Here is a 14,131-nt window from a genome sequence, read left to right on the forward strand (position 1 = left end):
CTGTGACAAATCCGTTGCCGATCACTCCATGAGCGAAGCGCTGACCTGGGGATCTAGTGATCATTTCCGGATTTTTGGCCGTGGCGTGGCGCGGCTCTGAGCTGGGAGTTTGTGGAGCTGCAGAAGCTGGAGAGATCCTGAAGTGCGAGTTCAGTGATCGTCTCGGGATGTAGTGATCGGCGCGGGTTTTCCTTATGTCTGCATGGCTGGACTGGGGCGGCGACGGCCCCTGACGGCCTGCCACTCGGCCGGGTGAAGACACACTGCGGCGGAACCTCCCGGGGACACCCGGCGTAGTGCCGTACATGAACGAAGTGCACGTAAGCCGGCTGGCCTGGTCGACGTCGCGGCCGCCGACGACGCCACCGCGCTCGCCTTCCAGCAGCAGCTGCTCGCCGACCGGTGGGCGACGGCGAGCAGCGGAGCACACGACCCGGGACGCGGGCGAGCCCGGCGTTCGGCTGCGCTGCTACCTGGACCAGCGAACAGCTCCATTTCCTCGACCTCCTCGGCCTGGAACCGACGCATCCCCGCTGGCCAGAGACCTGAACGAGCTACCCGTGGCGCGCCACGGGCCATCCTGGGAGCGTTGACGGCATAGCCCACAACCAGGGGCGCGCCGCCCGTGCAGGTGCACGTCCTTCCCTCGGCGTCGGTGGGCGTACGGAGGATGACCAAGTGGTCTCCGGAGGCACGTGACCTGTGGCAAGCTCATCTCCTTGGGGGAGGGGAACGACTGATGGCCCATTATCAATGCGGATCGTGCTCGTATCAGAGCGACCATCTCGGCGAGGCTCAACAGCACTCGCACCAGACGGGCCACGTTTGCATCGGCAAGGACGGTGTCGGGCCAGCCGGAGGTAAGTTCGGCAAAGCCAGGGTCGTGGGGAAGGTCGGCGTCAGCGTTCTGGCCGCCACCACCATCGGGGTCCTCGCCTGGAAGTACAAGGGGCTTCAGGAAGAGCACGAGGGGCTCCAGACGAAGCACGAGGGGCTCCTGTCCATGGCTGCCGGACTGGTTGTGCAGTTGGCGGAGTCGACGGCGGAGAACGAGAGCCTGAAGTCGGAGAACGACTACCTGAAGTCGGCCACCGGTGCCTCGAAGACGCTCAAGAGCTACGACTGCTGAGTGAGGGCGTACTACGGGTAGTGCCACTGGTGGAAGGGTGCCCCGGAGCTCGATGCCGTTGGAAGGTCGAGCGGGCGCTGGCCCAGCTCAGCGCTAGATCCGTTCTCCGCAGGTCACCCATTCGACAAGATCAACTGATCGCAGCGGGCCAGCCACCGATCAGCGCAGCGGTCCGAGTCGCAGCACAATGCGGGAACGGCCGCTCAGGCCGGGAGCTGTGGCCTGGTGGTTGGGTCTGGCGGGCGGCGAGGGTGCGCTATTTTCGTGCCGTATGGAAGACACCTCCCCACTGCGTCAGGCTGTCCTTGCCTGGCTCGAGCTGGCACGGGACCTGCCCTCGATACCCCAGGCAATCACCGATGTGGCTCTGTCGACGCAGCCGGAGTTCGATGCCGTGATCAACGCGGTGGTGGGCGCCGCGCCGAAATCCGAACACCGCGACCTGTACGGCAAGGCCGATGGTGACTGGGTGCCCCGATGGTCCACGCTCTTGGGCGGATCAGGGCTGGGGGACGCGACCCGTCTGGTTGCCCAGGGGGCGACGGTGCCGGTGGAAGAGGTTGCGGACAGCTTCGTCGCCTTCTGCACGGCGCCTGCGCCGGCAGTGGAGGACTGGCTGTTGCTGACCGGCGACCTCCTTGAAGGGACACGGATCCCGCTGGGCCGGTACACCCTGCAGACCTTCACCGCCGACGAACTGAGGCAGTTGGGCCCCATGCCCGCCCTGTACGGCCTTCAGCCGGGCGGGCTCGACCTTCGTCTCCTGGCCGGCGCACCGTTCGTCCACGCCCCCGATCCGGATCGTACATCGGACCGTAGCGGCGCACCCTGGTTCGATTTCAGCGGCCCGCGGCCGGAAGCCCGGCACTGGAGGGCGCTGCTGCCGCTGATCCTGTGGAGCCCTGAACTCCTGCATGTCGACGCGGTGTTCGACGTCGAGCGCAGCCGCGGGTTCGGGCTGCACCCAAACCACGTGCCCACCACCCTCCAGATCTACGAGGACCACCACGGCGGGTACGAGGAAGTCGAAGTCCGCGAGACTGGCACCTTCCACGTCACCCAGGAGCAACTCCCGCGCCTGCAAGCCTTCTGCGCCGCCGTGACCGCAAAGATCGACGCCGTCATGGATGGCGCCACCAGCAGCCGAAGGCTGCCCAGGAGGCGCGCCCTGCGCCTGGAGCGCGCGGCCCGGCACCTGCTGCAGGCCCACCAGCGCACCCACAGCGACTACGGCGTGTGGGAGCAGGAGGCCGATGAGCTGCACCTGGACTACGTCATCGCGCTGGAAGCCCTGATGGCCAGCCCCGACGACAAGCATGAGGGCGTCAGCGAAAGGGTCCGGTCCCGTGCAGCCGCCCTGTTTCTCACCCCGTCTCTGCGCCCGAAGATCGAGGCAATTGTGCAGGAGGCGTACAGCGCGCGCTCCAAGTACGTGCACGGGGACGTCCTCAAGGACCAGGAGGAGAGCGAGAAGCTGGCCGCCCTGCGTGACCTCAGGCTGATCGTGCGGCAGGTCGTTCTGCGCTGGCTCGTCCTTACCCCCTGCGACACTGAAGACCTCGCACCCCTCCTCGACGCCGCTGCTGCGGGTACCGGTCGCGAACGCGCCATTGACGAACCCCTGCGTGCCTTCTTCCGCGCAACGCCGCCGCAGGACCACCTCCGGCTCTGAGCCGGACCACAGTGCCGGTCGTGAGCAGTGCGACGCGGCCCCATGTTCCTCGGCAGGCGACTGGCAGCAGCGCGAGGGCGGGGCAGCCGGCGTTGGACGGTCCGCGTGTTGGGGCCGGACCCGGTTCTCCTCGCCCGTCCGGGGGCAGCGGATGTGGCTGGCACCGGTGGGGGAGTCAGGTGGTGTTGAATTCCGCTACCGCCGCTGTGGCTCGTTGGTCTGCCTCTGCTTGCAGGGTTTCCCAGTCGGCGGCTGCCTGGCGTGTTCCTGCTGCGAGGACTGCGGCGCGTACTGCGGTGCGGACGTCGCCGGGGCCCACCCGCAGTCCGGCTTCCCTGAGGCTCTGGATTTCCGACAGCGCCTGCGCGGCGGCCTGGTCGGGGTCGGGGGCTGTCTCGACCGACGTGTCCGCGGTGTCTCGGCACAGCACGATGACGTCGATGCGGTTGGGCTCTGCTGCCGCGGTCTTGGAGAGACTGGTGGCCACTTCGGCGATCATGGCGCGGGTGGTGGTGACGGTGAAGCCCGCGTCGGACAGCGACCGCATCAGAGCGCACCAGCCTGTCGTCTGCGACTGGTGGAAGCTGAACAGGAGGCAGCCGCCGGGTTTGAGGACGCGCCGGCACTCGCGCCAGACGCGGGCTGCGGTGGCTTGGAATCCATCAGGGGCGGCGTTCTGTACTTCTTGGACGGCCCGGGTGCTGGGTATGTCCGGGTAGTCCTGGTAGGGGCGCATGGCGCTGAGCCACGCGTGGAAGAAGTCGGCCAGTTCCGAGTAGTGGACGTTGTCGACGTAGGGGGGGTCGGTGACGATGAGGTCCACGCTGTTGTCGGGAAGATCCGTTTGCGAGGCATCGCCGGTGATGGTGTAGGCCGTTGCGGGATCCCGTGCGAACTGCTGCCACGTCGTGCTCAGGGGGCGGGCGACGGGCAACGAGGACTGGTCGGCGGCGAGGATCCGGCCGGCCTCGACCCTGAAGTCCAGCGGGGTGTTCTTGTACTGGGCCGCTTTGTGTAGCCGGGTGAGCACGCCGGAGAACCCGGCCGATCCCCCCTGGGCGCCCCAGGGGTCTCCTTCGACGCTGCACCGCTCCGGTCGCAGTACGTGGTTGTGGAAGATCGAGCGGACCGGGCCGGTGCCCTCCCCCTTGTAGGAGCAGAACAGGTTGTGGTGTTCGACGGTTCTGCCGAACGATGCAATGAGCGCCTCGCGTTCCGCGGACGCCCCGGGGAGATCGCGCAGCGCAGCGCCGATCAGCCCGAGGCTGTAACGCTGGCGCTCGTTGAAGAACCGCTCCCAGGAGTCGTACCCCCAGCGCAGCGCCTGGACCGTGCTGACGCCTTCCTCCAGCACGCCGAGCGGGCGTACGAGCTCATCAGGGGATGTGTCGGCGAGGGACTTCGCCGCCTTGTCGTACAGGCAGAGGTCGAAGTCGTCGATCGCCCGGTACTCACGCTTGCCGTCGGCGCGCAGCACCAACTTCGCGTACATGCGCCGTTCCGGGACGGCGCCATTCAGCGCACCAATGACAGGGGTTCGGTGCCCGTGACGGCACGTCATGAACCGTCCCCGAACGGCCCCTTGAAACGAGAAGGCTATGCCGCAGGCGGGGCAGTGCCCCCCCTCGTCCTTGCCCAAGTCGGTGACGCAGATGCCCCGGCAGCCCGGACATAAGGCCTGTGCGCGGGGGAATCTGCGCGGGTACGCATGGCGGGCGAAGACCCGGGTGGTGAAGAGTTCCACGTCCTCGCCGCACTCCGGGCAGTACGCGAGGGCTACCCAGAAGTAGTGCAGCACCGGCTCGTTGGAGACGGTGCGGTGCAGTTCCTGGATGGGACGGGCGCACTTCCTGACGACCTGCCCGAAGAGGTCCGCGAGCACCTCGAGATCCCATGGCTGTAGCGCCTGCCGCTGGGTGAGCGTCGCGACGGGGTTGATGTCGCGGCCGACGACGGCGGCCCCGAGTTTGGCCGCCTCGACAAGGGTGGTGCCCGATCCGGCGAAGGGGTCATAGACGACGAGCCCCCGCAGCCTGGCCGAGGCGTCCGCAGCGGAGTCGTCCGGCCCGGACACGGCAGCCAACAGTAAGTGGCGTGCGACGCTGCCCAGGCGCCTCGCCCACCACTTGTGCACGTAGGTCGCGGGCCGGTGCACCTCCTTGCGCCACGACTCGTGCTCGGCGATCCGGCTCCACTCCACTGGCGCCGGCCCGGCCTCGAGAAGTGAGACCGGGGGGAGGCCCGCCCCTGGCTTCTCGTTCATGTGTACGCCCCCAGTGGTCCGAACCCGGATCCACCGCCCTCGGATTGGGCAGGAGCAGGTGACGGCCTGTCAACGTGCGTTACTGTAACGGCAGGTAGTGGGGGGATACCATATGGGTGATGGCGCGCGTGACGTATCTGGACTGTCTCGTCCCTCCCGACGCGGGCCCGGCCGACTTCTTCGAGCGAGTGCAGGCCCTTCGCATGACGGACCGCGGCCGCACCGTCGATCTCGGCCCGCTGGACCGTGCCACCCTGACACTGTTGTCCCGCGCATTATCGAGTGATCAACACAGCGTGTACCTGGGCCTCCCGCGCGGGCGGCACGAGCTGGCCGTGCTGATTGGGATCTACCTCCAGCTCGTACGGCGCGGGGCAGAGCTGACCGGCGGATCACCTTGCCCGGTCCCTGACGGACCGGTGGTGGTCGTCGGACTGCGCACCAACGTCACCGTACGACTGACACAGCTCGCGATCGGTAGGCAGAACCTCTCGCGAGCCCTGCGCATGCAGAGAATCCGCGGTGACGGGCGGGTTGTTGACCTCCAAGGAAAGATCACCAGGGCTGTCGACTCGCCCTCGGGGCTGTTCTACCTCAACACCGCGCTCGGCAGGCCCTCGCTGGGGACCAGCGTCGGCACTGTCGTCATCGACCGCACCAGCATGGCCAACGACCAGTCCTGGGAGCGGGCGTTGGCCTGGGCGAGCGAGCACGACGCCGCTCGCGTCGTGGCCGTGGCCGACCTGGGCACCCAGCCGGGCAGCAACCGGGCCTGGACGCAGTGGCCGTGGACTCCCGCGCTGCGCACCGACGTGCGGCACACCCTCGGGCACCGCCCCGCATACGGCCCCCTGACCAGCAACGCCCTCCTTGCCCACCGCCCGGCAGCCGCACCAAGCGTGGCGGTATACCGCCACGAGCAGCTCGCCGAGCTGTACCGGACGGTCGTGGCGGGTGTGGTCGCAGCACGGCGTGTCCACACGTTGGAGCCCTGGCCGCAGCCGATCGCCGACGCCGTGCGTCTGCTCAACCTGCTGTGGTGCAGCTGGGGTTCGATCGGGAGGCAAGACGCCTGGCAGGTACTGATGGGGCGCGGCAGCGGCGCACGGGCGCTGGCCCGGTCGGTGTCCCGCGGGACATTGGAGGGGCGGGCCGGGCCGTGGGAGCTGTTCCGCGAGACCCAATGGCCCGACCTTCGGCGCGGCGTGCTGAACCTGTATGAACTGTTGTACGACGGCAACCCGCGCTGGGACCTGCTGCTTGCGCTGATCGATTGGGCGCGGGCCGACCGGGCAGGCGTCCCCGTTCTCGTCCGCACCCGCTCCCGCTCCGCCGCCGCGGCTGTCGCCGAGGAGCTGGCCGACGCACTCGGCGGTGATGCCGACTCCCTGCTGCTCGCCCCCCGGCCCGGGCCGGCCGCCGGCGGGGGTGCCGGCGCGCTGCACGTGATGCCCTATGCGGAACGCCTGGCCTGGGAGGCCTCGCCGAGGTTCGAGCTTCACCTCGGTGTCCCCTCGACCTTGCGCACCGGCGTGCTGTTCTCCGGCGCTGCCGATGAACACGTCGCCGTGGTGGAGCAGAGCGAGTACACGTGGCTGGAGCGTTCAGCCAGCCGCGCGCTGCACGGCTGGCACGAGCAGATACGCCAGACCGCCGCAGTGCTGAGGCTGGGCGAGGTACCGGAGCCGGCGACGCCCCCGCTGCCCGTCGCGTACGGCCCCGTCGACCTCTGCGGTCCGTCCCCCGCACCAGAAGAGCCGCCCCAGCACGACAGTCGGCTTGCCCTCGACCTCTCGGCGCTCTTTGAGGACTACGACGCCCCGGCCAGGGCAATCAGCATCCCGGCGGCCCCCGGCCGCGGTGCCACAGCGGTGGCGGCGGACGGCCCGGTGCCGGCCACGGCCGTGCTCACCGAACCCGAGGGGGCAGTGCTCTGGCTGCGCAGTGACGAGCAGGTCGACGTCCTCATCGGTCAGCGCTACGCCAGGATGCCCGTGACCGCGCTCACCCCCGGCAGCCGGCTCCTGCGCGCACGCGGCGACGGGCAGTCCAGACTCCACGATCGGCTCGTCATGGTGATCCACGACAGGGCCGAAGTGACCGCCATGGACACGATGATCGGCTACTTCCGCCAGGCCATCACCACCGTGCACGAGCAACGGGGGTCGTGGCCAAACGTGCTCACCGCCCTGAAGAACCTCGGAAGCGAGGTCTCGTCCTGGCAGGCGGTGAGCAAATGGGCCGACGGCAGCGTCATCGCCCCGGAGGACCCGCAAGACATCCACCGGGTTGCCCTGCTGGCCCGGGACACCCGGCTGACCGCAGGAGGCACGTGGCAGCGCCTGGCCCGCATGGCGGAGGAACTACGCCGCTTACACCGGGCGCTGGGCCACACCGCGGCGGCAGCGATGACCGAGGCCGCACGGGGCACGGAAGGCCCCGCGCTTCGCCAGCTGAAGACACTGTGCTCCGGGATCGACGTCTCGGAGGTCCTCGAGGAGTTCGACCTGGTCGTCGTCCGCCGCATCGGTGGCCAGAAGGGCATGTCCGCGGACGCCCTGGGCCGCGTACCAGGCCCCCGCAGCGCAAGCAGCTCACCACAGGAGACGCCGTGAACGATGCCCGCACCAACCCGCTGGCGCCGCACCCCGACAGCGCCGCGGACAACCAGCGGGAGACAGTGCTGATCGACCACCTGACGCGGGTCCTCGCCGACAGACTCGCCGACCGCAGCGGCGCCCCGCACAAACCCCCATGGACACCACGCGACCACGTCGTCGTCGGAGTGCTGCCCGCCGTCGCGGTCCCGCCGCGACATCTGCCGGCACCAGACGAGGCGACGGCCGACCCGAGCGGCCGGCCCGTCGAGTCCCTGCGCGGCACGCAGGCGCCCCCGGTCCTGGCACTCGACTTCCGGGTGCGCACCGCCCCCGGCCGCAGGACCGCACAACTCGCCGTCCATTGCCGATTCGCCCTGTACCTGGAGGACATCGCCAGCTACGCCGAGCACATGGCGTACCTGCGCGGCAACGAAGACCCATCCGGCGCACAGACCCGGGCAGGAGAGCTGTTAGGCGTCTGGCGCCGCCATGACATTCACGTACCCGACCTGGTGATCGAAGTGCCGCTTGGGGAAAGCGACGTCGATCCGCAGGCATTCAGCGAGGCCCAGCAGGTGCTGGACCGGGCGGTCCGCCGCGCGGCGGACGCGCACTTCGCCCGCCCCGAGGCCCGTCGCCCGCTCACCGCGGGGCCGCAGGGCCGCCAGGGGCGGCGCAGGCGCAACGTGCTCCCCGTGGAGGCCATGGCCGACGAGGATGCCTTCCACCGCCACGTCGCGGCACTGCTGGACCGCGACACAGCCCCTTGCGCACCCCAGCTGGTGCTGTCCGCGCACGCCCAAGCCCTGGACGGCGGCGACCACCTCATACGCGTCTCCCTGCACAACCAAAGCGACACGGCGCAGAGCGACTGGCAGGACCTCTCCGTGTACGACTGTCGCTTCGCGGTCCTTCCCGGAGACGGCATCAGCATCGTGCCCCAGCGCTTCCACCTTGCCCCCCGCGACTACCGGCTGGAGGCGCTGGCGGAGGTGATCGGTCGCGGTACCGGCTGCGCAGCAGTTCCCCACGGCAGCGGTCTGCGGACCGAGACCCTGCCCGTCCATGTCCAACGCACCGTCGTGCCCCGCCAAGCCGGGGTGCGGCACCCGCGGTGGACTGAGCTCGCCGACGAGCCGGCCCCGATCCTGGACTCCGTCGAGGTCGCGATGGCCCGCTACTCCCGTGAGTTCGCCGCCGTCTGCCGTGCCGCCCAGCAGCTGCCGCATCACAAGGCCATCGAAGCTGACCACGCCCAGTTCGACGACGAGGCCAGGAGATTCGGCCTCGGCCGCGAGTGCCTGGACCTGGACCCGGACCTCAAACTCGCCTTCCAGCTCGCCAACGAGGTCTTCGCCCGCGTCAACAAACACCGCAAATACGATAGTTGGCGGCTCTTCCAACTGGTCTACATCGTCTCCCACCTGCCGGCCCTCGCCGTGCGCGAGCACCCGCAGCGCGCGGACCTGCGCGCTGAACTCGACCACACCGACGTGCTGTGGTTCCCCGCGGGCGGAGGGAAGACCGAGGCGTACCTGGGACTGATCCTCACGGCCCTGTTCTACGACCGACTGCGAGGCAAGCACGCAGGGGTCACCGCCTGGCTGCGCTTCCCGCTGCGCATGCTCAGCGTGCAGCAACTCGACCGCACTCTGCGCATGCTGATCGCCGCCGAGATGCTCCGCGCCGAACGCCGGATCGGAACCCCCCCACGACGACCCGTTCGCGCTCGGCTACCTGGCCGGCGGGACGGGCAGCCCCAACAATCTCCATTTTCCGCAGGGCTGGTGGCGCGGCTGGGAAACTGAGGCTGCTGCCACCAGGGCGGGGACCTTCGCCGAAGACCACCTGCGCGACCGGCTCGTGATCACCTGCCCCTACTGCGAGCGCGACAGCGTACGGCTGCGCCTGGACACCGAGGCGGTCCGCCTGCATCACGAGTGCGCCGCCTGCCAGCGGATCTTGCCCCTGCACGTGAGCGACGTCGAGGTCTACCGCACCTTGCCGGCAATCGTCATCTCCACCGTCGACAAGCTCACCGGGCACAGCTGGTTCCCCGAGTTCACCGCGTTCCAGCACGGACCCAAGCACCGCTGCGCCGAGCACGGCTACTTCTCCTTCCCGCATTTCGGAGTCTGCTCGGCCGGGCGGGACCACTGCACCGCGCCGAAGGGCGGCTACCCGGCGGCCCGCCCGATCAAGGACCCAGTACCGGCATTGACGGTGCAGGACGAGATGCACCTACTCAAGGAAGAGCTCGGCGCATTCAACGCGCACTACGAAGGCATGATCGCCGAACTCCAGTCAGGAGCAGGCAGCGGCCTGCCCAGCAAGGTACTGGGCGCCTCCGCCACCATCGAGCAGTACCAGGACCAGCTCCGCCAGCTCTACGGCCGCCGTCCCCGCGCCTTCCCCGCACCGGGATGGAAACTCGGCGAGAGCTTCTACACCACGACCCGGCCCGACTTCCGGCGCGTTCACATCGGAGTGCTCCCGCACAAGCGCCGCAAAGCCGACGTCGCCGCGATCGTGCAGGGCGAGCTCCTCACCGAGATCGCCCGGCTCCAAGAGGAGCCCAAGGCCCTGCGCGAGCGCCTCGCCCTGCACGGGCTGCCCGACTCGGACCTCCCACGGCTCCTCTTCCCCTACGAGGTCTCCTTGGCCTATGTGAACAGCAAGCAGCACGGCACCCAGCTCGACGAGGAGCTCGGCCAGCTCTCCGACGACCTGCAGCACGCCGGACTCGACCGCGTCGAGCACGCGGTGCTCACCGGCGAAGTCCCGGTCCCCGACCTCGCCGCGGCCATCGCCCGGGTCCAACGCGAGCACCTGGACACCCCGCGAGGAGAGCGGCTGCGCGCCCTGGTCGGCACCAGCGTGCTCAGCCACGGGGTGGACCTCGAGCGCCTCAACCTCCTGGTCCTGGCCGGCATGCCGCCGACCGCCGCCGACTACATCCAGGTCACCGCCCGGGCCGGGCGAACCCACGCAGGCCTCGTCGTCACCGTCTACGACCCCGTCTCGCGCCGCGAACGCTCCATGTTCTCCAACTTCCTGAGCTACCACCGCCTGCTCGACCGCATGGTCACCCCTGTGCCCGTCAACAAGTACGCCTACTTCGCAGCCCGACGCACCCTGCCCGGCATCGTGCTGGCGCTGCTCCACGATGCCGCCCGCGACCCCGCGCTGAAGCCACCACCGGAAGGAGCCGACTACTCCAAAGACTTCAAGCGCTGGTGGAGCGCCCAACGACCACTCCTCGACCCGTGGCTGGAACGACGCATCCCAGCCTGCTACCGCGAGCGCGTGGAGGGCGTCAACGGGCGCGGACTGGAGAACGACCTCGTTGAGCGGATCATGGAGACCTGGCGTCAGGAGGAACGGCCCAACCTCAACAAGGGCGCAGAGGAAAGGCGCACCGCCTACCTGTTCCTCCAACAGCCGCTCACCAGCTTCCGCGACATCGACAAGAGCACAGCGTTCCAGTCACTGACCAGCAGCCAGGACGCCTTCAAAGCGCTCGCCACCAACACCGCCGACAGCAAGGGGGGCGAGGATGAACCGCAGCCGTAGCCAGGCCATGACCGCCTTCCTGCCCGGTGCGGTCTTCCGCCACGAGCAGCGACTGCGAGGCAGGGTCCAGGCAGTTGACGGGGACGTGGTCAAAAAACTCAATGAAGACGTCATCTACGACGAGATCTCCCGCTACCTGGAGCGCTGGAGCGAAGACGCCAGGGCCGCCTTGCCCGTGCCGCAAGGCCGACTGCGGCAGAACTTCGTCCTGGTCAGCCCCGACCTCGTCCGCTTCGAGGTGTTCCCCCTCGTCCTCGAATGCGTACGCCGCTCCTGCCGCCGCGTGCGCACATACGTAAAGCCCCAGCAACTCGCGGCCGACCCCCGGTGCCGCACCTGCGGCGCACTACTGCGGCAACTCCCGTACTTCAACGCGCACAACTGCGGACGCATCCGCCCCATGTACGTACCCAAGTGCCGTGTCCCCGCCCACGGCTACGACCACATCGTGTTCGAGAACACGGGAAGCTTCGTCACCGCCCTCTGGCGTTGCGTCGGCCCAGGCTGTGGCGGCGCGAAGCTCCAGGGCACCTCGCAGTCCCCCTGCGGCTGCGAATGGAAGGACGCCGCCGGCCGCGCCATGATGCGGGCAAGGACGTTCAACGACACCCGCGCCTACCAAGTCCACGCCCTCCAGCTCGTCAACATCGACAACTCCGAGTTCCGGCAGTATCAGCGCCACCCCCAACGCGGCCAGATCGCTGCCGCCCACTACCTGAACCTGATCGACTCCCTGGCCGAGGGAATCGGCGACGCCTCCCAGGGCGTCACGGTGACGCGCGTGTCCCCGCAGGAATGGCAGCAGAGGGAACAACTACTGCGCCAGATGCACGTGCCGGAGGAGGAGATCGAGCAGTACCGCAGAATGATGGGCCCTGAGGAGAGCGGCCTGGCTGCTCTGCCCAACACGGACGCCGACAAGGTGCGGTGGGAACTGCTCGGCGCGGACCGCCCCTTCGTGGAACGTGCAGCCGTCTTCGACCCCGCCCAGATCCAGCGCATCACCCTCGACGACCAGTGTGCACGCTTCGCCGAGCTCCAGGACCGGCTGGCCCAGCAGACCACGGAACGCGCCCGCGAGCAGGCCCGCACCCTGGGGATCGCAGAGATCGCTGTCACCTGGGAGTTCCCCGTAGCCCGAGTCGCCTTCGGCTACACCAGAGAGGAGCACGAGCCCGAGCGGGGCGTCCTGACCGGCTTCCACAACAAGTACCACCACGACGGAAAGTACCCGGTCTACGTCGCAGCATCGGACACCGAAGCCCTCCTGGTCACCTTCTCCGCACGTTCCGTCTTGTCGTTCCTGAACGCCAAAGGACTCACCGTCGGGACGGCCGAAGACGAATCGGCGGCCCGCCAGCGGCTGCTGGAACTGTTCACGGACCAGGGCGACCCGGAAGCCGCCCGCGCGGCAGAAACCGTACACACGGTCATCCACACCCTCGGCCACCTCCTGCTTCGCTCCCTGGACGACGGCCAAGTAGGACTGGCCGAGAACACGCTCGCCGAATGGGTCGTCACGAAGGCACTCACCGTCGCCATCTACGCCGACAACGTCCGTGAATTCACCCTCGGATCACTGTGGACCCTTCTCAGCAACCGCGTGCTCAGCTGGCTGGAGAGCACCGCCGACTCGGTGCTCAGCTGCGAGAACGACCCTCTGTGCCATCAGTCCTCACCACGATGCTGCGAACGCTGCGTCTACCTCACTTTCGGCTGCCGGCTGTTCAACGACGACCTTGACCGGGGCCTCGCCGCAGAGTTCCTCCGCCACACCGCCGCCTCGAGCCACACATGACCGACCAACTGCGACCCCTGGTCCCGCTCGCCCAGCTACTGGAGCGCCTCGCGGGCAGCTACGCGGCAGCCGCCGAATGGACACGGGAGATCGCCAGAGCCGACACCCTTGACGCCCTCCGCGTCCACGGGGTCGCAGACGATCACGCTACCGCCGTACGCCAGCTCGCCGCCGAGTGCGGCCTACTGGGCTCAGGCCGGCACGCAGGGCTCGTCCCTGCCCGCCTCTCCCAACTCCAGGTGCTCCTGGACGTCCTGGACGGCCTTGACCCACCGCCCGCAGCACCACCATCCGAGCGCCCCCTGGTGTTCACCACCCCGCGAGCCGCCGCCCACCTGGTAGCGCCCCCCGTCCGACGCCTGGACCTGCTAGTCCAGGACGTCATCGCCGGAGCCAACAGCGAACTCCACATCGGCGGCCCCTTCTGGAATCGCCATGGCTGCGACCTACTGCGCGAGGTTCTGCTGCCCGCCGTCGCCGAGCGCCAGGTCGCCGTCCACTTCTACGCCCACGACCCGAGCAGCCGGGCCCAACCCCTGAACGACCTCGTCAAAGACTGCGCCGACTACGGAAGAACGTCCTTGTACTGGTGGACCGGGGCCAACCCCGGCATCATGCACGCCAAGTTCGTGGTCGCCGACCGCGCCACCGGCTACTTCGGCAGCGCGAACCTGTCCTCCCTCGGTCTTCAAGAGCACTTCGAGATCGGCATGGAACTGGGAAGCACCCAGGCGTCCTCACTGGTGGACTTGTGCACCCGGCTGCGCCAGGAAGGCTTCTTTGCCCAGGTCACCGAGGGGCCGGGACGCGCACCGGACCCGCTCATCCTCGTGGAGACCGCCGACGGGAAACGTCGCTTCGGCCAGTTGCGATCCTGGCACACTACGAGGGCCGGCCGCCGTGAAGCGGACGTGCTGTGCCGCCTCTCGGACGACGCTCTGCGGCCAGCCAGAGTCCGCGTCGATGAGAGCCGCATTCGGCTCTTTCCCGGCGTCGACTACGCCAACGTGCCGACAGACGGCGACCGTGCAGACGACGGCGAAACCGGATCCACCGGGTAGTTCGTGACACGAGGAGTGGCCCGCTGCCCGCTCCG

At 68.8% G+C, this 14,131-nt stretch carries 8 protein-coding genes and 1 pseudogene; 8 read left to right on the forward strand and 1 reads right to left on the reverse strand.

Annotated elements, in window-relative coordinates; translation table 11 throughout:
- Positions 1–449 precede the first annotated feature (449 nt).
- From IF67_RS45565 to IF67_RS0137205, 3 genes and pseudogenes are all read left to right on the forward strand, one after another.
- Positions 450–593, forward strand: a pseudogene (locus tag IF67_RS45565) (hypothetical protein); the annotation flags it as partial.
- Between the two features lie 290 nt (positions 594–883).
- Entirely contained in the window at positions 884–1,129 is a 246-nt protein-coding gene (locus tag IF67_RS44060) for a hypothetical protein (RefSeq protein ID WP_158713221.1), read from the forward strand.
- A 271-nt stretch (positions 1,130–1,400) separates the two neighbouring features.
- Entirely contained in the window at positions 1,401–2,801 is a 1,401-nt protein-coding gene (locus tag IF67_RS0137205; RefSeq protein WP_158713222.1) for a HEPN domain-containing protein, read from the forward strand.
- A gap of 175 nt (positions 2,802–2,976) precedes the next feature.
- On the opposite strand, the gene IF67_RS0137210 is transcribed toward IF67_RS0137205, so the two are convergent.
- A complete protein-coding gene (locus tag IF67_RS0137210; protein WP_078889876.1) occupies positions 2,977–5,064 on the reverse strand; it encodes a DNA methyltransferase in 2,088 nt (695 codons plus the stop codon).
- A 119-nt stretch (positions 5,065–5,183) separates the two neighbouring features.
- Here IF67_RS0137210 and IF67_RS43450 point away from each other — a divergent pair, with 119 nt between their 5' ends.
- Genes IF67_RS43450 through IF67_RS0137235 form a run of 5 tightly spaced genes read left to right on the forward strand, consistent with a single transcriptional unit; the run spans position 5,184 to position 14,096 of the window.
- Positions 5,184–7,679 carry a hypothetical protein gene (locus IF67_RS43450; protein ID WP_030993307.1) on the forward strand — a complete coding sequence of 832 codons (2,496 nt, stop codon included), beginning with the start codon at positions 5,184–5,186 and terminating at the stop codon, positions 7,677–7,679.
- The gene (locus tag IF67_RS39945; protein ID WP_037840349.1) at positions 7,676–9,472 is read left to right on the forward strand and encodes a hypothetical protein; all 1,797 of its coding nucleotides are present in this window, start codon (positions 7,676–7,678) and stop codon (positions 9,470–9,472) included. The genes IF67_RS43450 and IF67_RS39945 overlap by 4 nt, the downstream gene beginning before the upstream one ends.
- A gap of 55 nt (positions 9,473–9,527) precedes the next feature.
- Positions 9,528–11,237, forward strand: a complete 1,710-nt coding sequence (locus tag IF67_RS0137225; RefSeq protein ID WP_030993309.1) for a helicase-related protein — start codon at positions 9,528–9,530, stop codon at positions 11,235–11,237.
- Positions 11,221–13,035: a hypothetical protein gene (locus IF67_RS0137230; RefSeq protein ID WP_158713223.1), complete on the forward strand. Its 1,815-nt coding sequence runs from the start codon at positions 11,221–11,223 to the stop codon at positions 13,033–13,035. The genes IF67_RS0137225 and IF67_RS0137230 overlap by 17 nt, the downstream gene beginning before the upstream one ends.
- Positions 13,032–14,096, forward strand: coding sequence for a phospholipase D-like domain-containing protein (locus IF67_RS0137235; RefSeq protein ID WP_030993311.1), 1,065 nt, complete (start codon positions 13,032–13,034; stop codon positions 14,094–14,096). Before IF67_RS0137230 ends, IF67_RS0137235 begins: the two co-directional genes overlap by 4 nt.
- Positions 14,097–14,131 lie beyond the last annotated feature (35 nt).

It is taken from the genome of Streptomyces sp. NRRL S-1813 (assembly GCF_000719605.1).
Taxonomy (GTDB): Bacteria; Actinomycetota; Actinomycetes; order Streptomycetales; family Streptomycetaceae; genus Streptomyces; species Streptomyces decoyicus.

What these genes read in the sequence shown, in the direction of transcription:
- IF67_RS0137205 (WP_158713222.1), top strand. Translation starts at nt 1,401, where the DNA reads ATGGAAGACACCTCCCCACTGCGTCAGGCTGTCCTTGCCTGGCTCGAG.
- IF67_RS0137210 (WP_078889876.1), bottom strand. Translation starts at nt 5,064, where the DNA reads ATGAACGAGAAGCCAGGGGCGGGCCTCCCCCCGGTCTCACTTCTCGAG.
- IF67_RS43450 (WP_030993307.1), top strand. Translation starts at nt 5,184, where the DNA reads ATGGCGCGCGTGACGTATCTGGACTGTCTCGTCCCTCCCGACGCGGGC.
- IF67_RS0137230 (WP_158713223.1), top strand. Translation starts at nt 11,221, where the DNA reads ATGAACCGCAGCCGTAGCCAGGCCATGACCGCCTTCCTGCCCGGTGCG.
- IF67_RS0137235 (WP_030993311.1), top strand. Translation starts at nt 13,032, where the DNA reads ATGACCGACCAACTGCGACCCCTGGTCCCGCTCGCCCAGCTACTGGAG.